General features: G+C 65.3%; 18 protein-coding genes and 2 tRNA genes. 7 read left to right on the plus strand and 13 right to left on the minus strand.

The window, feature by feature from the left end; translation table 11 throughout:
• Window positions 1-70 precede the first annotated feature (70 nt).
• From J0M27_RS02695 to selA, 3 genes are all read right to left on the minus strand, one after another.
• Window positions 71-166, minus strand: a tRNA-Sec gene (locus J0M27_RS02695).
• A gap of 9 nt (window positions 167-175) precedes the next feature.
• Entirely contained in the window at window positions 176-2,116 is a 1,941-nt protein-coding gene (selB, locus tag J0M27_RS02700; RefSeq protein ID WP_294987194.1) for a selenocysteine-specific translation elongation factor, read from the minus strand.
• Entirely contained in the window at window positions 2,110-3,510 is a 1,401-nt protein-coding gene (selA, locus tag J0M27_RS02705; RefSeq protein WP_294987196.1) for an L-seryl-tRNA(Sec) selenium transferase, read from the minus strand. Before selA ends, selB begins: the two co-directional genes overlap by 7 nt.
• Window positions 3,511-3,680: 170 nt before the next feature.
• Here selA and J0M27_RS02710 point away from each other — a divergent pair, with 170 nt between their 5' ends.
• Entirely contained in the window at window positions 3,681-4,421 is a 741-nt protein-coding gene (locus tag J0M27_RS02710) for an HPP family protein (RefSeq protein ID WP_294987198.1), read from the plus strand.
• Here the strand turns inward: J0M27_RS02710 and J0M27_RS02715 are convergent.
• The 8 genes from J0M27_RS02715 to J0M27_RS02750 all read right to left on the minus strand — a co-directional run bounded on the left by J0M27_RS02715 (window position 4,399) and on the right by J0M27_RS02750 (window position 12,786).
• The gene (locus J0M27_RS02715; protein WP_294987200.1) at window positions 4,399-4,704 is read right to left on the minus strand and encodes a hypothetical protein; all 306 of its coding nucleotides are present in this window, start codon (window positions 4,702-4,704) and stop codon (window positions 4,399-4,401) included. The two genes, J0M27_RS02710 and J0M27_RS02715, sit on opposite strands and share 23 nt — an antisense overlap.
• Before the next feature lie 18 nt (window positions 4,705-4,722).
• On the minus strand, window positions 4,723-4,902 hold the full coding sequence (locus J0M27_RS02720; RefSeq protein ID WP_294987202.1) for a hypothetical protein: 180 nt from the start codon (window positions 4,900-4,902) through the stop codon (window positions 4,723-4,725).
• A 132-nt stretch (window positions 4,903-5,034) separates the two neighbouring features.
• On the minus strand, window positions 5,035-5,961 hold the full coding sequence (fdhE, locus tag J0M27_RS02725; RefSeq protein WP_294987204.1) for a formate dehydrogenase accessory protein FdhE: 927 nt from the start codon (window positions 5,959-5,961) through the stop codon (window positions 5,035-5,037).
• Between the two features lie 83 nt (window positions 5,962-6,044).
• Complete coding sequence (locus J0M27_RS02730) at window positions 6,045-6,668, minus strand: formate dehydrogenase subunit gamma (RefSeq protein ID WP_294987206.1); 624 nt, start codon at window positions 6,666-6,668, stop codon at window positions 6,045-6,047.
• Window positions 6,669-6,786: 118 nt separating this feature from the next.
• Window positions 6,787-7,671 (minus strand): formate dehydrogenase subunit beta, encoded by an 885-nt coding sequence (fdxH, locus tag J0M27_RS02735; RefSeq protein WP_294987208.1) that lies wholly within the window; start codon window positions 7,669-7,671, stop codon window positions 6,787-6,789.
• 12 nt (window positions 7,672-7,683) lie between these two features.
• The gene (gene fdnG, locus J0M27_RS02740; protein WP_294987210.1) at window positions 7,684-10,746 is read right to left on the minus strand and encodes a formate dehydrogenase-N subunit alpha; all 3,063 of its coding nucleotides are present in this window, start codon (window positions 10,744-10,746) and stop codon (window positions 7,684-7,686) included.
• A 182-nt stretch (window positions 10,747-10,928) separates the two neighbouring features.
• Window positions 10,929-11,606, minus strand: a complete 678-nt coding sequence (locus J0M27_RS02745) for a DsbC family protein (protein ID WP_294987212.1) — start codon at window positions 11,604-11,606, stop codon at window positions 10,929-10,931.
• A 19-nt stretch (window positions 11,607-11,625) separates the two neighbouring features.
• Entirely contained in the window at window positions 11,626-12,786 is a 1,161-nt protein-coding gene (locus tag J0M27_RS02750; RefSeq protein WP_294987214.1) for a UbiH/UbiF family hydroxylase, read from the minus strand.
• Between the two features lie 74 nt (window positions 12,787-12,860).
• Between J0M27_RS02750 and J0M27_RS02755 the strand changes: the two genes are divergently transcribed.
• Together J0M27_RS02755 and J0M27_RS02760 are read left to right on the plus strand one after the other, a co-directional pair.
• A tRNA-Met gene (locus J0M27_RS02755) sits at window positions 12,861-12,937 on the plus strand.
• 336 nt (window positions 12,938-13,273) lie between these two features.
• Window positions 13,274-13,603: a hypothetical protein gene (locus J0M27_RS02760; protein ID WP_294987216.1), complete on the plus strand. Its 330-nt coding sequence runs from the start codon at window positions 13,274-13,276 to the stop codon at window positions 13,601-13,603.
• A gap of 81 nt (window positions 13,604-13,684) precedes the next feature.
• On the opposite strand, the gene J0M27_RS02765 is transcribed toward J0M27_RS02760, so the two are convergent.
• Both J0M27_RS02765 and J0M27_RS02770 read right to left on the minus strand, forming a co-directional pair.
• Window positions 13,685-13,933, minus strand: coding sequence for a DUF1289 domain-containing protein (locus J0M27_RS02765; protein WP_294987218.1), 249 nt, complete (start codon window positions 13,931-13,933; stop codon window positions 13,685-13,687).
• Window positions 13,934-13,991: 58 nt separating this feature from the next.
• Window positions 13,992-14,570, minus strand: coding sequence for a hypothetical protein (locus J0M27_RS02770; RefSeq protein WP_294987219.1), 579 nt, complete (start codon window positions 14,568-14,570; stop codon window positions 13,992-13,994).
• 65 nt (window positions 14,571-14,635) lie between these two features.
• Between J0M27_RS02770 and J0M27_RS02775 the strand changes: the two genes are divergently transcribed.
• The 4 genes from J0M27_RS02775 (at window position 14,636) to J0M27_RS02790 (ending at window position 19,595) form a co-directional block, all read left to right on the plus strand.
• Complete coding sequence (locus J0M27_RS02775; protein WP_294987221.1) at window positions 14,636-16,675, plus strand: AsmA family protein; 2,040 nt, start codon at window positions 14,636-14,638, stop codon at window positions 16,673-16,675.
• Window positions 16,676-16,840: 165 nt separating this feature from the next.
• Window positions 16,841-17,731: an ROK family protein gene (locus J0M27_RS02780; protein ID WP_294987223.1), complete on the plus strand. Its 891-nt coding sequence runs from the start codon at window positions 16,841-16,843 to the stop codon at window positions 17,729-17,731.
• Window positions 17,722-18,399 carry an MOSC domain-containing protein gene (locus tag J0M27_RS02785; protein WP_294987225.1) on the plus strand — a complete coding sequence of 226 codons (678 nt, stop codon included), beginning with the start codon at window positions 17,722-17,724 and terminating at the stop codon, window positions 18,397-18,399. Before J0M27_RS02780 ends, J0M27_RS02785 begins: the two co-directional genes overlap by 10 nt.
• Complete coding sequence (locus tag J0M27_RS02790) at window positions 18,396-19,595, plus strand: MFS transporter (RefSeq protein ID WP_294987227.1); 1,200 nt, start codon at window positions 18,396-18,398, stop codon at window positions 19,593-19,595. Before J0M27_RS02785 ends, J0M27_RS02790 begins: the two co-directional genes overlap by 4 nt.
• Window positions 19,596-19,671: the final 76 nt, after the last annotated feature.

Below are 19,671 nucleotides of genomic sequence, written 5' to 3' on the forward strand. Positions count from 1 at the left end.
CAGCGCCAGCAGGACTACAGCGCGTCGGGAACAAGTCCGGGTCCCGGCCGCCATGGTGCCACGCGTCGGATGGCGGAAGAGAGAGGGAGTCGAACCCACCAGGGACCGCGTGGCGACCCCTGCCGGTTTTGAAGACCGGCCGCCCCACCGGGGAACGTTCTCTTCCATTGTTGATTTACTCATCGAGCCATGCATGGGTGGTCGCGCCGCCGCGCAGCAGGTGCTCATCGCGCACGCGGCGAGTGTAGCCGATGCGATCGAAGAATTCGAGGATCTGGATCGCCACCTTGCGCCCGCCGCCACCATCGCCGTAGATGATGTCGCGCAGATCGGCGGCACGCGCCATTCCACGCTCCGCGTTCAGGCGCCGGACGATGGCGGCCAGGTTCGCGACCGCGGCGGCGGTGAAGTAATGGTCGTGGGCAACCGGGTAAAGCTCGCCACCGCGCGCCATGCGGCGGAACAACTGGCGTACCACGTCTTCGGCGGTGCCGCTGGCGCGGAACACGTCGCGCACGCGCGGCGGGTTGAACGGCGCCGCGTCGAGCAGCGGCTTCAAGACGGTGAACAGGTCCCGGTCGCCGGCCGAGACGCTGGCGACGTGCCCGGGCAGGTGCAGCCAGGCACGGGTCTGCGCAATCCCGCCGGCGGCCAGCAGTTCGCCGACCAGGGCATCGAAGGCGGCACGCGGCAGGTTGGCGGAGGTCATGCGCCGCAGGCGTTCGCGCTCGACGCCGGTCAGGTCCGGGGCGCGTTCGTGCTCGCGCGCCAGGACATCGAGAAGGCGCCGTTCCAGCGCAGACCAGGCCGCGCCGGCAAACCCGAGGCGCCCTTCGCCGTCGCGGACCAGCGTCAGTCCGGCGCGCGCCCACAACGCCTCCGCCTCGGGCGCGGCAAGGTTCCAGGCGGCAGCGAAGCGCGCGAGGTCGACGCCAGCGCCAGTTCGTGCGGCGAGCAGGGAAAGCGTCGGCAGCGGATCATTGTCGCGCATCGCCGCCAGCAGGGCGAGCCGCTCGGCGCTGCGCTTGTGTCGCGTCGGCGGAAAAATGTCGAGCACGCGCCCGCCGCCGACGCTGCGCTGCGCGCCGGCATCGCGCAGCACGAAGCGGTCGCCGCGCAAGGCCAGGGTTTCGCGTTCGAGCAGGATTTCCACCAGCGCCGCCTCGCCGGCGCCGGCTTCCGCGCAATCGAGCAAGGCGACGCGCCCCATGATGTCCTCGGCGCCCAGATGCACATGCACGGTCTGCAGGTGCCGCAGCGCCGCCTGTCCGGGCGGCACGCGCAGTTCGCCCTGGAATCGGCGCAATGGGATCGCGAGTGCGGGGTCGACCACCCACATGCCACGTTCGATGTCGCGCTTTTCGAAGTCGCCGACCAGCGCCAGCGCGCAACGCTCGCCGGCCTGCCCCTGCTGCGCGGGCCGATCCTGCACGTGCAGGCTGCGTACGCGCGCTCGAAGTTGTCCGCTGCGCCCCGGCGGCGACACGATCACCGTGTCGCCAGCGCCGACTTTTCCGGAATGGGCCGTGCCAGTGACCACCGTGCCGGCGCCGGCGAGGCTGAAACAGCGATCGATGGCCAGCCGGAAGCGACCTTGCGCCAATGCGCGCGCGGTGCCGGCGGCGACCGCATCGAGGTGTGCGCGCAATGCGGGCACGCCCTCGCCGCCGCGGGCCGAAAGCGGAAACACCGGGCTGCCGGCGAGCCCGGTTCCGGCCAACAGCGCCGCCACCTCGGCCTGCGCCTCCGCCAGCCGTTGCGGCGTCACGACGTCGATCTTGTTCAGTGCGACGGCGCCGCGCGTGAGGCCGAGCAGGTCAAGCAGTTCCAGGTGCTCGCGCGTCTGCGGCATCGGGCCGTCGTCGGCGGCAATCACCAGCAGCACGAAGTCGATGCCGGTGGCGCCGGCCAGCATGTTGTGGATAAGCTTCTCGTGGCCCGGCACATCGACGAAGCCCAGCACCGAGCCGTCGGCCAGGGCTGTGTAGGCGTAGCCCAGGTCGAGCGTGATGCCGCGCGCCTTTTCCTCTGGCAGGCGATCGGCATCGACGCCGGTGAGCGCCTTCACCAGCGTGGTCTTGCCGTGGTCGATGTGACCCGCGGTGCCGATCAGCATCGTCCGACTTCCAGGCCCGCCAGCGCGGCGGCGAACGCTGTCTCTTCGTCCGGTTCGAGGCAGCGCAGGTCGAGCAGCAGGGCGCCATCCTCGATGCGGCCGATCACAGGCTTGGGCAGGGCGCGCAAGGCCGCCTCGATGCGGTTCAGCACGCCGCCTTTCCTGCCTTGCGGACGGATGGAGAAACCGGCTGAGGGCAGGCGGTCGACGGGCAGCGAGCCGGAGCCGATCTGCGATTTCAGCGCGACGATTTCCGCCGTCACCGGCAGGCCGGCCAGCGCGTTTTTCAGCGTCGGCAGCAGGCGTTCGGCGGCGGCTCGAATCTCGACTTCGGGCCGCGTCAATTGGCGCACGGCGGTGACGCGCAGGTGCAGGCGGTCGGGATCGCGGTAGAGCGCCAGCACGGCTTCCAGCGCGGCCAGCGTCAGCTTGCCGACGCGCAAGGCGCGCTTCAGCGGGTTCTTCTTGATCCTGGCGATCAGGTCGCGGCGCCCGACCAGCAGGCCGGCCTGCGGCCCGCCCAGCAGTTTGTCGCCGGAGAAGGTGACGAGATCAGCGCCGGCGGCGATGGCTTCGCGCGGCGTCGGTTCGTGCGGCAGGCCGTAGGCGGAGAGGTCGCTCAGCGTGCCGCTGCCGAGGTCGACGACGAAGGGCAGATTGTTCTGGTGCGCCAGTGCGGCGAGTTCGGCTTCGGGCACGGCATGGGTGAAACCGTGGATCGCGTAGTTGCTGGCATGCACCTTCATCAGCATCGCGGTGCGCGGGCCGAGGTTCTCGGCGAAGTCCCTGAGGTGGGTGCGGTTGGTGGTGCCGACTTCGACCAGCTTCGCGCCGGCGCGGCTCATGATGTCGGGCACGCGGAAGGCGCCACCGATCTCGATCAATTCACCGCGCGAGACGATGACCTCCTTCTTCTGCGCCAGGGTGTTGAGCAGCAGGAACACGGCGGCGGCATTGTTGTTCACCACCGTCGCCGCCTCGGCCCCGGTGAGTTCGCAGAGCAGTTCATCGACCACGCTGTCGCGGTCGCCGCGGCCGCCGGAGGCTATGTCGTACTCCAGCGCGCAAGGCGAACGCGCGGCGGCGATCAGCGCCTGCACGGCTTCCTCGGGCAGCGGCGCGCGACCGAGGTTGGTGTGCAGCACGGTGCCGGTGAGATTGAACACCGGGCGCAGCTTTGGCGTCGTTTTCGCCGTGACGCCAGCGCCGACTCTTGTGATCAGCGCGTCCTCGCTTGGCATGGCACCCCCTTGCTTCACGGCCTCGCGCGCGGCGCCCAGCACCTCGCGCACAACCCCGGTGACAATGGCGCGGCCATGCAGATCGATCAGGGAGGAAACCGTCGCGGCGGAAAGCAGGCGGTCGACGGAGGGAAGCAGGGAGAGCGGATTCATGATTTCACCCGGACCGGGCAGAAACGAGATCGATTTATTGTAGCGGCTTCCGTGCGGTGGCGGGCCTTGACATGAGTCATTGCCCGCTACCGCGCGCGAACCATAGTATCGATGCAAACCCGGCGTGCAGGATTCGCGCCACGAGACCGGACTCATGCGAGGAGCGCCACATGAACAAGCACAATCCGTCGAAAATATCGACTTGGCTCAGGCTCCTGGGCATCGAGCTCAGTCCGGTCAGCCATCGCGAACGACTGGTGTCGGCGCTAGGCGGCTGCTTCGGTATTTTCGCTGTGTATTGGATCAGCAATGCCGTACTTGGCAGTGCCGCCTCGCCTATCCTGCTGCTGTCGATGGGTTCCACCGCCGTCATGCTCTTCGCGGTGCCGCACGGCGCCCTGTCGCAGCCCTGGCCGCTGCTCGGCGGCCACCTGGTGTCAGGGCTGATCGGCATCGCCTGCCTGCTGTACGTGCCGGATCCGATGCTGGCCGCCAGCCTGGGCGTCGGCCTGGCCATCGGCGCCATGCACTATCTGCGCTGCATCCATCCGCCCGCGGGCGCCACGGCACTGGCCGCCGCACTCGGCGACGCCTCGGTGCGCGCCATGGGTTTCGGCTTCGTCGTCGCCCCCGTGATGCTCAACGTCCTGATCATCCTGGTCGCAGCCGTCGCCTTCAACGCCCTGTTTCCCTGGCGCCGCTACCCGGCTGCGCTGGTGCGCGGCGGCGCAGCGCCAGCGCCGCCGGCTGGATACGAGTCCATTTCACACGAGGACTTTGTCTACGCGCTGACCCAAATGGATTCCTTCATCGATGTCTCCGAGGAAGACCTGCTGCGCATCTACAGCCTTGCCACCGGCCGCCGCGATACCGGGGCGGCCGGCAATGTCAGCTCTTCTGCGCCTTCCTGAAGGCGGCGAAATCACCACCCTTCAGGTAATGTTTCTCGGCCACGTAACGGTCGAGCAGCAGCGCGTCGTCGACGGTCTTTAGCCCGCCGGTCAAGCGCGCAACCTCCTTGCCCGCGCCGTCGAGGAAGACCAGCACCGGCCGCAGCTTGCGCGGATTGTGGCGCTTGACCATCGCGTGCAGCGGGTCCTTGTCGTCGAGTTCCAGCTCGCCGAAATCGGCATGGGCGCCGAGGAAATGCTTCGAGTATTTCGCGGTGACTTCGGGCTTCTTGAGCACACTCACGGTGTAGCGACAAGCCCCTCAGTTCAAATGATCGCCGAAGTACAGCATGACGTGGCGGTCGGGCTGCTGCTTCGCCGCCGCCAGCGCGGCGTGGTCATCGGCATGCAAGGGCAGCACGCCGTCGAGATGGTCCGCCGCGGCCGGCAGGCTGAAGGCAGCGGCGCAAAGAAATGCGAGCAGGGCAAGCAGGCGCTTCATGGGTTCTCCTTGGGACGAGGTTACTGGCAGACAGTGTAGGCTGAAGTTTGGTTCCGTGAAATGCCTCGGGGTTCCGTCCGCGGGTAAGCGATGAAACGAAATCACCGTGTCGCCAGCGCCGACTCTTGCAATTCAGCCCCCGGGCACCAGCAGCAGATTGGGCCCGCTGCGCGAATAGCCGGCTTCGTCGACCAGGATGTCGAGCGCCAGGGTGGCGAGGTCGTCGGCCACCGGATCGACGGGTGCCTTCTCGGCATACACGATCTTCAGGTAGCTCTTGCAGGCCTCGCAGGTTTCGGCGCGCACCGCGTCTGGCCCGGGCTGGCCGGTCCCGGTTTCGAGGTAACGGTAACCGATGCCTTCGGTGGCGTCACAGGCGGAGCACTTGACGCGCACGAGGTTCCACTCGGTGTTGCACAAGGCGCAGTGCAGGTAGCGCAGGTTGCCGACCTCGCCGGCGCCGCGCACCACGCTGGCCACGGGCAGGAAGCCGCAACAGGGGCAGACGCCGGGCACGTCGAGCGCGACAATCTCGGCAACGCCGAGGCGGGCAGCGCCGGCTGTCCAGAGCACCTGCAGGGCGGCGCCGACATAAGGCAGCAAGGCGGCATCCGGCCCGTAGAGCTCGGTATGCAGCACGCGCTCGGCCAGGGCTTCGATCCGCTCGGCATCGTAGGCGGCAAGCCGCGCCAGATCATCGCGCGCCATGTCCGGCGCGTCGCGGGCCACGGCGGCGACAATCAGGGAAAGGCTGTCGCGCCAGGCGGCGGAACGCGGCCAGGATTGTGCCGGCAGGGGCGGCATGCGGTGTTCGCGCGCCACGCCCATGCGTGCCGCATCCGGCAAATCCAGCGCGGGCATGGCCTGCAGGGCCAGGTGCTGGGCGCGGCTGATGGCACCGAGGAAGCGCAGCCAGTCGCCCAGGCTGTGGCCGTCGGCGAGTTGCTCGAAGCGCAGTGCGCGCTGGCTGAAAAGTGTCGCGGGGTCGGGCGCGATGACGTGGGGCGGCTCGCTGCTCGACTTGATGGGAATGATCGGGGCTTGGAAAGTGGCGCTCATGGGGAAGAGTCTATTCGATTGGGGTCGTACAAACGACCCGCGGGCCGGAGCCCGCGGGTTTGTTGGCGCTGCGAAATGCCGGTTCAGGACTTGCCGGTGACCTGACGGTACCAGGCGCGGTGATGCTGCTTGGCCCAGGCGCGGGTGACCGTGCCATAGACCATCGCCCGCACCGTGCCGCGAACCCAGAGCGCGGCATAGACATGGACGAAGATCATCGCGATCATGATCGCGGCGACCGCCGAATGCACCACCGCGCCCAGGCGCACCACATCCACCGGCAGGTTGAAGTAGGCGCGCCACAGGAAGACGCCGGAAACGAACAGGAGCAGCATGCACAGCGCCATGGCCCAGAACATCGCCTTCTGCCCGCCGTTGTACTTGCCCTGTTCCGGCATGTTGTGGTCGTTGCCGCTGACCATCTCGCCGGCCCGCGAGAGCCATTCCTTGTCCGCCGGCGTCATCACGTTGAGCGACTTGAAGCGGAAGAACATCACCAGGAAGGCCAGCGCCATGAGAACGCCGAGGAAGGGGTGCAGGATGCGCGCCCAGACCCCGCCGCCGAAGAGCTGCGTCAGTGGATAAAAGGCCGGATGGAAGAAGGCCAGGCCGGACAGCGCGAGCAGGATGAAGCAGATGCCGACGAGCCAGTGATTGGCCCGCTCCTGCGCGTCGTAGCGCGTGAGGTCTTTCGGATTGCGGATCATGATGCTGCCTCCGATGGGCCGCCCCGAGGGGGCAGCGAGTCAACAAGCTGGAAGCCGCGCAGCGGCTGAACCGTCGTTACCCCCTTCCGCGGGAAGGGGGCTAGGGGGATGGTCGTTTTCATTTCTCCTCCTTCTCCAGTTCGTCCTCAAGCTCCTTGCTGACCTCGTTCGGACCCTTCATCACGTAGTGGAACAGGCTGCCCAATGCCACGGCAGCCATGGCCACAGTGGCCACCGGCTTGGCGATGCCCTTCCACAACGACACCAGCGGACTGATACTGGGATTGTTGGGCAGGCCCTTGTAGAGCTCCGGCCGGTCGGCGTGGTGCAGCACGTACATGACGTGCGTGCCGCCCACCCCTGCCGGATCATAGAGCCCCGCCTTGTCGTAGCCGCGCATCTTCAGGTCGACCACTCGCTTCGCCGCGTAATCCTTCATCTGCTCCTTGGAGCCAAACTGGATCGCACCGGTCGGGCAGACCTTGGCGCAGGCCGGCGCCTGGCCGACGGCGACGCGGTCGGAACACAGCGAGCACTTGTAGGCCTTGTTGTCTTCCTGCGAGATGCGCGGGATGTTGAAGGGACAGCCGGTGATGCAATAGCCGCAGCCGATGCAGTTTTCCTGGTGGAAATCGACGATGCCGTTGGCGTACTGGATGATGGCGCCGGGGGCCGGGCAGGCCTTGAGGCAGCCCGGATCGGCGCAATGCATGCAGCCGTCCTTGCGGATCAGCCACTCCAGCTTGCCCTTTTCCTCGACTTCGGCGAAGCGCATCACGGTCCACGACTTGGCCGTCAGGTCGATCGGGTTGTCGTAGACGCCGTGGTTGACGCCGACCTCGTCGCGAATGTCGTTCCATTCCATGCAGGCCGCCTGGCAGGCCTTGCAGCCGATGCAGGTGGACACGTCGATCAGCTTGGCCACTTCCGTGGTCTGCCGGACGCCGGGTGCCGGTGTGGTCGTCGCCGAGCGGCGGGCGATATCTAGCGATTGCAATGCCATGTCATATCCCCCTTAGATCTTCTCGATGTTGACCAGGAACGCCTTGTATTCTGGCGTCTGGCAATTGGCGTCGCCGACGAACGGCGTCAGCGTGTTGGTGATGAAGCCCGGCTTGGTGACCCCCTTGAAGCCCCAGTGGATCGGAATGCCCACGGTGTGCACCTTCTTGCCGTCGACGTCGAGCGTCTTGATCCGCTTGGTGACCACGGCCACGGCCTTGATGAAGCCGCGGTTGCTGCGCACCTTGACCTTGTCGCCGGTGGCAATGCCCTTCTCCTGCGCCAGTTGCTCGCTGATCTCGACGAACTGGTCGGGTTGCAGCACGGCATTGATCATCGAGTGCTTGGTCCAGTAATGGAAGTGCTCGACGAGGCGGTAGGTAGTGGCCACGTAGGGGAAGTCCTTCGCCTTGCCGAAGGTTTCCATGTCGCCCTTGAACACCCGTGCCGCCGGATTGCTGATGGCCTTGGGGTTGTTGGGATGGAAAGGATTCTTGTCCAGCGGCGTCTCGAAGGGCTCGTAATGCTCGGGGAAGGGACCGTCGGCCATGGCCGGCGCGAAAAGCCGCGCCACGCCTTCCGGGGTCATGATGAAGGGCATCACCCCCTCGTCGGGTGCCGCGTCGGGCCGCATGTCTGGCACGTCGTTGCCGCCCCAGGCCGTGCCGGTCCACTTGATCACCGTGCGCTTCGGGTCCCACGGCTTGCCGGAAAGGTCGCAACTGGCACGGTTGTAGAGGATGCGCCGGTTGGCCGGCCAGGCGAAGCCCCAGTTCAGCGATTGGCCCAGCCCGGTGGGGTCGGAGTTGTCGCGCCGCGCCGTGAGGTTGCCCGCCTGCGACCAGCAGCCGCCGTAGATCCAGTTGCCGCAGGACGTGCTGCCATCGTCCCGCAGTTGCGCGAAGCCGGCCACCTGCTCGCCGGCCTTGACGATGACCTTGGTCTTGTCCTTGGGATCGAAGACGTCGCCCAGCGCCTTGCCGGAAATCTCCATGAGGAGTTCCGCCGGCGACGGCTTGGCCGGGATGCGGTAGGGCCAGGTCAGGTTCATGATCGGCTCGGGCAGCTTGCCGCCGTCCTTGGCATACATCGCCCTGAGCTTGAGGAACAGCGCCGCCAGGATCTCGATGTCGCCCTTCGACTCACCGGGACCGTCGGCCGCCTTCCAGTGCCACTGGATGACGCGACCGGAGCTGGTGAAGCTGGCCGTCTCTTCGGCGAAGAGGTTGGCCGGCAGGCGGAATACCTCGGTCGCGACCTTGGTCGGGTCGACCTCGTTGAACTCGCCGTGCGGCTTCCAGAACTCCGAGGTATCGGTGGCCAGCGGATCGATGACGACCAGGAACTTGAGCTTGGCCAGCGCATCGGCCACCTTCTTCTTGTTCGCCACCGAGGCCAGCGGGTTGAAGCCCTGGCAGAAGAAGCCGTTCATCTTGCCCTGGTGCATGCGCTCGAACATCGCCAGCACGTCGTAGGCACCATCCTTCTTCGGCAGCCAGTCGTAGCCGTAGTCGTTCTTGTCGGTCGCCGCCGCCCCGTACCAGGCCTTCTGCAGGCTGGTGAACCACTTCGGGAAGTTCTGCGGGAAGTTCATCTGGTTCGGCCGCAGCGGTTTCGGCGTACGCTTTTCCAGATAGGTCTTGCGATCGACGTCGGCATCGGTCGGCGCCGACAGGTAGCCGGGCAGTACTTCCGAATACAGGCACATGTCGGTGATGCCCTGCACGTTGGCGTGGCCGCGCAGCGCGTTGATGCCGCCGCCCGCCATGCCCATGTTGCCGAGCAGGAGCTGGATCAGGGCCATGGTGCGAATGTTCTGCGAGCCGACCGAATGCTCGGTCCAGCCCAGCGCATAACAGATCGTCATGGTCTTGTCGGGTGCCGCCGTCTCCGCGATCATTTCGCAGATCTTGAGGAAGGCGTCCTGCGGCGTGCCGGTGGTCTTGCTCACCAACTCGGGCGTGTAGCGGCTGTAGTGCTTCTTCAGCAACTGGAAGACGCAGTTCGGGCTTTCCAGGGTCGGATCGACCATGGCGAAGCCGTCCTTGCCGATCTGGTACTTCCAGGTGTCCTTGCCATAGCTGCGCTTCTCGGCGTTGTAGCCGGAGAACAGGCCGTCCTCGAACTTGAAGCCCTCGTCGATCAGGAAGGCGGCGTTGGTGTAGTTCTTGACGTACTCGTGATGGATCTTGTCCTTCGACAGCAGGTAGTTGATGACGCCGCCGAGGAAGGCGATGTCGGAACCGGCGCGAATCGGCGCGTAGAAGTCGGAAACGGCGGCCGAGCGCGTGAAGCGCGGGTCGACCACGATCAGCCGGGCCTTGCGGTCCTTCTTCGCTTCGATGACCCACTTGAAACCGCAGGGATGCGCTTCGGCGGCATTGCCGCCCATGACGATCACCAGGTCCGAATTCTTCAGATCGACCCAGTGATTGGTCATTGCACCACGCCCAAATGTCGGACCCAGACTGGATACCGTGGGGGCGTGTCAAATACGTGCTTGCGTGTCGAGTGCGACGACTCCGAGGTTGCGCAGGATCTTGCTGGTGAGGTAGCCGGCTTCATTGCCGGCGGCCGACGAGGCGAGGAAACCGGTGGTGTTCCAGCGGTTGACGGTCACGCCGTCGGCATTCTTCTCGATCAGGTTGGCGTCGCGGTCCTTCTTGACGTGGGCCGCGATGCGGTTGATCGCGTCATCCCAGGAGATGCGCTTCCACTCGTTGCTGCCGGCTTCGCGCACTTCGGGAAACTTGAGCCGGTTCGGGCTCTTGACCATGTCCATCAGGCCGGCACCCTTGGGGCACAGCGTACCGCGATTCACGGGATTGTCCGGATCGCCCTCGATGTGGATGATGTCCGCTTTCGCGTTCTTGGACTTGTCGCCCGTGGTGTAGATCAGGACCCCGCAACTGACCGAGCAGTAGGGGCACATGTTGCGGGTTTCCGTGGCGTGGGCCAGCTTGTAGCTGCGCACCTCCGCCAGGGCCGATGTGGGCGAGAATCCCATCAAAGCAATGGATGACCCGCTCATGCCGGCGCCGCAGATCTTGAAGAACTGCCGCCGTGAGACTTGCATCTGACTCCTCCTTTTTTGTTTGATTTCCAGCATTGACAGCCGGACAAGTATCTGCTTCCGTACGAGCGAAAGCAATGCTTCAAACAGGATTTCTTATGCCGCATAGCAGCATCTACGGACGCGCGGAACGGTCTGCGGCGGCTGGCCGCCGCAGACTATGAAGGCAGGGAGTTCGCGGCCGCTCAGCCGCCGGCGGCGAAGCGCTTTTCGATCTCGGCCGCCGGTATGTAGCCACCGACACGCTCGCCGCCGGCAAAGAAGATAGCCGGCGTACCGTTGATGCGCAGCTTGCCGCCCAGTTGCGCGGACTTGTTCAGACCGGAGGTGTCGCACTTGCCCGACGCCGCGGGCGGCGCCTTGTTGGCAGTCATCCAGTCGACCCAGGCCTTGGCCTTGTCCGGCGCACACCAAATGGCCTTCGATTTTTCGTAGGAATCGTCGCCCAGCACCGGCAGCAGGAAGGTGTACACGGTCACGTCCTTCAGCGTCAGCACGTCCTTCGCCAGCTTCTTGCAATAACCGCAGTTGGGATCCTCGAAAGTGACCATTACGTTCTTGCCGTTGCCGCGAACCTGCTTGAGCGCCAGATCCAGCGGCAGCGCGTTGAACTGCCGCTCGGCAGTGATGTTCCGGCCGGTCTTCATGTCGAGCAGGTTGCCGAAGATCAGGTATGACGCCTTGTCGTCTACATAAAAGATCTGGCTATCCACGGTTACCTCCCACAATCCCGGCATGGGGGCCTTGACCAACTTTTCGACCTTGCCCAGCTTGGCTTCGGCGGCCTTTCTCACATCGGACTCGTCGGCGATGGCGGCGAGGGACACGCAGGCCAGGGCGGCTGCAAGCAGGGACGGTTTCATGAGTTCTCCAGGGAAATTATCAGGATGCCAGCGCGTAGCGGACCAGCAGGTCCTTTACGACCGGCAAGCCGTTGGTGAGGTTCAATCCAAAATTGCGCAGGCGGGCCAACGGTCCGGCGGCCGGGCCGAAAAGGTCGTGCAGCGTGTCCGTCACCGTTTGCAGGGTCACCACGTCAGACTTGCGTGCCCGCTCGTAAGCGCGCAGCAGGGACAGGTCGCCGCAATCAATGTGGGCCGGCTTTTCGCAGAGGAGAGACGACAGCGCCTGAGCATCCTGAAATCCGAGGTTGATGCCGTGCCCGGACAGCGGGTGAATGGTATGCGCGGCATCGCCGATCAGCGCCAGGCGCGAGGCCACGGCCCGTGGCGCACGCATCAGGCGTAGCGGGAAGCCCGCCTGCGCGGTGATCAGTTCCAGTGCGCCCAGTCGCCCGCCGCCGGCCCCGGCGACACGCCGGGACAACGCCTCTGGTTCCATTTCGAGCAACTCGCGGCCGAGGTATTCCGGTGCCGACCAGACCATGGAAATGCGATTGCCGGGCAGCGGCAACCACGCCAGCACACCCTCGCTGCAGCGAAACCACTGAAACGCCGCATCGCGATGCGGCAATTCCGTGGCGAAATTGGCCACCACGCCGAGTTGATCGTACGGATCGAAACGCGCTTCCAGGCCTGCCGCGGCACGGGTCCAGGAATCGGCGCCATCGGCAGCAACGACCAGCCGAGCGGCGATTTTTCGTCCGTCGTCGAACGTCAGATGCGCCGCGTCCGGAGTAATTGCCAGCGCCGTCGGACGCGCCGGGCAAAACAGGCTCAGGTTACCCTGGCGCTTGGCGGTTTCCCAGAGCTCGCGCAGCATCAGGGAGGATTCAATGATCCAGGCCAGTTCCGGAACGCCGCTGCCATAGGCACTGAAATCCAGCCGGCCGCCGGCATCGCCGTGTATCTCCATTGCCCGTACTGCCTCCATGCGCGCCGGGTCGAGATGGCGCCAGGCGCCTACCTCGTCGAGAAAGCGGGCATTGGCCGGACTGATGGCATAGATCCGCGAATCCCACCCGTCCGCGAAGACCGGCGCCCGACCTTCGACCAAGGCAACCGAAAGTGCCGCCCGACGCAGGGCCGCAGCAAGCGAGAGGCCGGCGAGGCCACCCCCCACGATCACAATATCGAAATCCATTGCGCAATTGTCGCCTAGCGGGCCTCGCCTTGACAAGGCAAGCGTGCGGCGAGGATAATTCCGCCCCTTTGCACGGTGATGTAGCTCAGCTGGTTAGAGCGACGGATTCATAATCCGTAGGTCGAGGGTTCAAGTCCCCCCATCACCACCAGTCATACCAAGCCCCCGCAGGTTTTCATGCCTCCGGGGGCGTTTCATTTGGTACGCCGGCCGCATCATGCTGTCGATGGTGGGCCTGTCCGACCGCCATCGCGTCATGGCCAACACGAGCCCAACCGTTTGCGGTACGCCAGTATTTGAAAGGTATTACTTTGGTAATATTTAACATATAAAACAATGAATTAGATGCTTGACACGAGCGCGACCGAGGCGAAGAATAGGCCTTTGTCAGGAAGATCGCCGCTTGCGGCGGGCTATTCAGGAACGAACCGGCCTGCCCGCATAATCGACAAACAGCTGCACCGTCCACGGGTATCGCACCATCACCATGACAGCACTCACCTCAGTCAAAGCTCCGGAAGACATCGCCTACTTCGCGGCCGACTCAGCGGAACTCGACACGGTGAACGTGAAGTGCTTTTGCAGCCGGGATTACGGGAAATACATCAGTTGCTTCATCGAAACCGGGCAGCCGGCCGCGTCGAAACTCGCCAAGGCAATGGGCGGCGACGTGATTGGTGACAAGCTGGTAAATTTCATCGTCGCGATTCCACCCGACTTCGCCTGCAAGGGACGCGACGAGAGGCAGATGGTAACCAGCGGTCGCTGCCTTTGCCGGCGCTGCTTCAGCAAGCAGGAAACCAGTTTGGCGGCGTAACGCCCGCCGAGCAGGCATTCGACAACGGACGCCCCGGCTGCCCAGCGTCAAGCCGCCGGACAGCATTCGCCGAGCATCCACTTATTTTCGGCGGCGCGACTCGACGATACCCATGCTGGGCGCCAACACCCCGGTTCCGGAAGCCAGCACCCCGCGGCGCTGTTCGCAGCGCCGCAACACGTCCCGCTGTTGTTGGTCGCTATAGGCAATCCACCAGTCGCGCTCATCCTGCGTGCGCTGACAGCCCCGACACAGTCCGCTGACCGGATCCATTTCGCAAACCTTGACGCAGGGCGAACGCACCGGCGTGGGCGTACGACTGTCGATCATCGGAATCTGTCGCGGGGCATCGCGCCAGTTCGCAAATCGCCGTGCCTCATTCCGTGCCTCATTTCTTCTGCGCTTTCGCCTTGCGACAACCGACCTGCCTGGCCTTGTCGTTAGCGAAGTATTCGAGTCCGGCGGCGCATGCCATCGGTTTGGCCGGGGCTGCGGCGCCCTTGCCGCCCTTGCAGGCGAAGTCCCCTGCCTTGCCGGCCTTGCCCTGCATCTTGTAGCCGTCGGGGCAGACAGCCGCCGCTGGTTTGGCATCGGTTTTTGCCGCGGCCGGATCGGCTTCGACGACGAGCTTTGCCGTTGCGGCGCCGACACAGGGGAAGTGGGTCGTGACCTTCCTGCCCTCGGCCTTGATGCTGTAACTGCCGGCCTTGGCATAGGTCTTGGCAATGGTCACGGGGAACTTGCCTTCCTTGCCGTCGATCTTTACCTGGCGCGATTCGCTACCATCGTCGAAATGCACCACCATGCCGCAGAAGGCCGGCGCCTCGCCTTCGGCCGAGATCGTGATCTTCACTTCCTGGCCCGCGCGCACCGGGTTCGGATCGACCTTGACGGCGCCGATGCCGCTTTGCTGGGCGAAGGCGAAGGTCGAGGCCATGGCCAGGACGAGACTCAACGGGGTTTTCATGGGGTGGCTCCTTGGTCTGATAATCTGCGTAATCTAACTCCTTTTTTTCAGAACAGGAAATCGGCATGAAGGTACTGCGCATCCTTGGCATCGGCGTCGGCATCCTCGTGGCGCTGCTCGCGGCGGGTGTCGGACTGCTCCATGCATTGTTCGACGGCGAGAAGGTCAAGGCCGAACTGTCGCGGGTGGTAATGGAACAGAAGCAACGCAAGCTCGACATCGCCGGGCCGGTAGTGCTCGCGGTCTGGCCCGAAGTGAGCCTCCGTCTTGGCCGCGTCAGCCTGACTGAACCAGGCGGCAAGGAGGAGTTCGCCGCGCTGGATTCGGCGCGCGTGGCCGTGGCGGTAATGCCGCTTCTGTCGAAACAGGTTCAGGTGCGGCGCATCGAGATCACCGGCCTCAAGGCGACGTTGGTGAAAAAGAAGGACGGTACGCTCAACATCGCCGATCTGGTCAGCGGCGACAAACCCGCTCAGAAAGTCGGCGCTGGTGCCACGGCGAGCTCACCGATGCAACTCGACATCGCGGGCATCAAGGTCGCCAATGCGCAACTGACCTGGCGCGATGAAAAGGCGGGCAGCACGACCTCATTGTCCAACCTCGACATCGGCAGCGGCCGCATCCTGGCAGACGGCGCGAAGCAGACGCTGGCGATCGATACCCTGTCGATCGCGGCGAAAGGCAAGACCGGCGCCGATGCCTTCGAACTGAAACTGGAGGCGCCGAAACTACAGGTCGCGCCGGACAAGTCCGGCGGCGAAACACTGAGCCTTTCCGCCACGCTGGCCGGCAGTGGCCGCAACGTCGCCGCGAAGCTGCAGCTTTCGGGCGTCGAAGGCAATGCCAAGGCACTGAAGATCGGCAAGCTGGCGCTCGACCTGGACGCCAAGGCGGGCGAAACGACGGCCAGGGGCCGCCTCGAATCGCCGGTTGCAGCCGATCTCGCGGCGCAAACGCTGGCGCTGGAGAACCTCGCCGGCAAGATCGAAATCGCCAACCCGCAGATGCCGATGAAGCAGCTTTCACTGCCCATCGCCGGCAAGTTGCGCGCCGACCTGGCAAAGCAGAACGCCCTGCTGGAACTGGGTACGAAGTTCGACGAATCGAAGATCGCGCTGAAGCTGGACGTGGCGAAGTTCGCACCGCTGGCGCTCGGATTCGACATCGACATCGATCAGCTCAACCTCGACAAGTACCTGCCGCCTTCCAGCGCCAAACCCGAGAAGGCGCCCAAGGAGGACAAGCTGGATTTCTCCGCGCTCAAGGGGCACGAGGTGCATGGCAGGCTCCGCATCGGCACGTTGCAGGCCTCGAAACTCAAGCTTGCAAAACTCAATGCGACGATCCGGCTCACCGGCGGCAGGCTCGACATAGCGCCGATCAGCATGAACCTTTACGAAGGCGCGGCGAGCGGCAGCCTTTCGCTCAACGCCAACGGCAACCAGCTCGCGCTCAAGCAGAACCTCGCCGGCATCAGCATCAATCCGCTGATGAAGGACCTCGCCGACAAGGACCTGGTCGAAGGCCGCGGCAATGTCGCGCTCGACGTCAGCAGCCGCGGCGAAAACATCGCGGCAATGAAGAAGGCGCTGGGCGGCAGCGCCTCGCTGAACCTGAAGGATGGCGCGATAAAGGGCATCAACCTGGCCCAAAGCCTGCGCGACATCAAGGGCAAACTCGGTGCAAAGCAGGATGCGACGCAACAGGCCAGGGCAGACGACAAGACGGACTTCTCCGAACTAACGGCCTCGCTCAGGATCGCCAGCGGCGTCGCGCGCAATGACGATCTTTCGATGAAGTCGCCTTTCCTGCGACTGGCGGGTGCCGGCGACATCGACATCGGCGCCGGGCAGATGAACTATGTGGCAAAGGCCAGCGTCGTCGCCAACAGTGCCGGCCAGGGCGGCAAGGACCTGGAACACCTCAAGGGAATTACCGTGCCGGTGCGCGTCAGCGGCCCCTTCGAAAGCCTGTCGTACAAGCTTGAGCTGGGAAACCTGGTCGCGGATGCGGCAAAAGCCAAGGTCGAAGAGAAGAAAGAGGAAGTCAAGGCCAAGGTGGAAGAAAAGGCCAAGGACAAACTCAAGGGCCTGTTCGGCAGGTAGCCCCGGACTCACAGCCAGCATAGTCCGGCATCCGCCAATTGAACGAATCCACGCTCTGCCGGCCAGGTATGTGCAGCCAGTTGTGTAGCTATCGAAATCGACTGCAAACACTGGTACTCAAGGATCTTGATGTTAAGAATAGGTATTGACCTCGGCGGCACCAAAATGGAAGTAATCGCCCTCGGCAGCGGTGGCGACGCCTTGCTGCGCGAGCGCACGGCGACGCCGCAGGGAAATTACCCTGCGACGATCGCCGCCGTCGCTGGACTCGTCGCGATGGCGGAAAGGAAAGTCATGTTCCTGCGCGGCTGCGCCAAGGACGGTACTCAAGCGGACGCCACCGGCGCCACGGTAGGCATCGGCATCCCGGGCGCCGAATCGCGCGCCAGCGGCCTGGTCAAGAACGCCAACTCCACCTGCCTGATCGGCAAGCCCCTCAAGCGCGACCTGGAGCTGGCGCTCGGACGCGAAGTGCGCATCGCCAACGACGCCAACTGCTTCGCCCTCTCCGAGGCGGTCGACGGCGCCGGCGCCGGCGCGTCCGTGGTATTCGGTGTCATCCTCGGCACGGGCGTCGGCGGCGGCATCGTCATCGACGGCAAGGTGCTGAGCGGCGCCAACGCCATCGCCGGCGAATGGGGCCACAACCCGATGCCGGGCGAGCACCACAAGGATGTCTGCTATTGCGGACGCAAGGGCTGCATCGAGCTCTACCTTTCAGGTCCAGGCCTCGCGGCCGACCATCGCCGTGTCACCGGAGTCGACGCATCCGCAATCCGGATTGTGGAGTGCGCCGCAACCGGCGACGCGCAATGCGAAGCCACCCTGCAGCGCTATGAAGCCCGCCTCGCGCGTGCGCTGGCGCAGGTCATCAACATCCTCGACCCGGACGTGATCGTGCTCGGCGGCGGTCTCTCCAACATTGACAGGCTCTACGAAAACGTGCCGCGACTGTTGGGCGAGCACGTCTTTTCCGACCGGGTGGCAACCCGTTTGCTCAAACATCGGCACGGCGATTCCTCCGGCGTGCGCGGCGCGGCGTGGCTATGGAACTGATCGCGCCCGTCATCGTCAGCGGCGTTTTTACCGGCAAGGTCGGCTTCCTGCCGGGTGAGAGCCGTGGCAGCGCGATCACCAAGGAAACGCGGCGCGGCCCCTGCCGGATCGGGCCTGAGGGCTTGGCCGGCGACGAGCACGCCGACCCGCGCGCCCACGGTGGCGCCGAAAAGGCGGTGCATCTGTTCCCGGCCGAACACCACGAGGCCCTGGCGCGCGCCTTTCCCGAGGCGCGCCACCTGGAGCCCGGCGGGCTCGGCGAGAACCTGTCGACACGGGGCATCACCGAAGACATCACCTGCATCGGCGACATCTTCGCCCTGGGCACGGCGCGGCTGCAGATCGCGCAGCCGCGCACGCCCTGCTGGAAGATCGACGCCCGCTGCGGCGTCGAGGGTGTTGCCGCGCATGTCGCGCAACATGGCATCGCCGGCTGGTACTTTCGCGTACTGACGGCCGGCGAATGCGTTGCCGGCGACACGCTGATCCACCTTGCCAGGCCGCCGGGCGCGGTCAGCCTGGCGCGCTTCAATCGCGGCCTGCGGGCGCAGCGTCCCGCGTTGCAGGCGCTCGACCTGCTGGCGAGCGCACCGGGGCTGGCACCGGAGTGGGTGCGCAAGATCCGCGATCGCATGGCATGGCTGCAAAACCACGGAGATGCCCCTTGAACCTCTGGCTGCGCGTTTTCCTGCCCTTCGCCACCGGCTATTACTTTTCCTATTTCCTGCGCAACGTCAATGCCGTGATCGCGCCGGAACTGACGCGCGAACTCGGCGTCTCCGCCGCCGACCTGGGCCTGCTCACCAGCGCCTACCTGCTGGCCTTCGGCGCCGTGCAACTGCCACTGGGCCTGGCGCTGGACCGCTACGGCGCGCGGCGCGTCGAAGCCGCGCTGCTGCTGGTCGCCGCGGCAGGCTGCGGCCTGTTCGCGGTCGGTGCCTCGCTGACGCAGCTGGCCGTGGCGCGGGCGCTGATCGGGCTGGGCGTTTCGGCCTGCCTGATGGCCTCGTTCAAGGCCTTCGGCCAGTGGTTCGGCACCGAGCGCCAGGCCTCGCTCAATGCTGCGATCATGGCCGCCGGCGGCCTCGGCGCACTGACCGCCTCGACGCCACTGGCCTGGGCAATTCCACAATATGGCTGGCGCGCCGTGTTCGCCGCGCTGGCGGTGGCCGGCCTGCTGGTGGCCGTCGCGATCTTCAGCACACCGGAGAAGCCGGCTGGCGCCAAACCGGAACCATTGCGCAGCCAGGTCGCCGGCCTGGTCCAGGTACTTACCAGTCGCGCCTTCTGGCGCTACGCGCCGCAATCGACCCTGATCATTGGCGGCTTCCTCGCCCTGCAGGGACTCTGGGCGGTGCCCTGGCTGATGAACTTCTCCGGCTTGCCGCGCGACGCCGCCGCCCACCACCTGCTGCTGATGGGCGGCGGCATGCTGGCCGGCTTTCTCTGCATCGCCTTCGGCGTCGCGCCGCTGACGAAGCGCGGCATCGGGCCGGGCCGGCTGCTGACGGTGGGCATGGGACTGGGCCTGTTCGCCACGCTGCTGATCGTGCTCGGCATCGGCCCGAGCGAACCTGCCTGGCTGATCCTCGGCCTGGTCTTCTCCGTCGGCAACCTGGCCTATGCGCTGCTCCAGGCCGGCTTCAGTCCTGGCCTCGCCGGCCGCGTTAACACCGCGCTGAACCTGATGGTCTTCGTCGGCGCCTTCGGCATCCAATGGGGCTTCGGCGCCATGGTCGACGCCCTGCAGGCCGCCGGCCACGCGCCGCAAGCCGCCTACCAGTTCACCTTCGGCGGACTGCTCGCGCTGCAGTTCGCAAGCTGGCTCTGGTTTCTCGCTGGAAGTCGAGGGCAATTGAAATAGAGAAGGCCGATTTTCATTCAAGTCACGGCACTGCGTCTAAGCCAGACATAGCCAAACTTAAGCGAGTCTGAACTTC

The organism is Sulfuritalea sp. (assembly GCF_017302275.1).
GTDB lineage: Bacteria > Pseudomonadota > Gammaproteobacteria > Burkholderiales > Rhodocyclaceae > Sulfuritalea.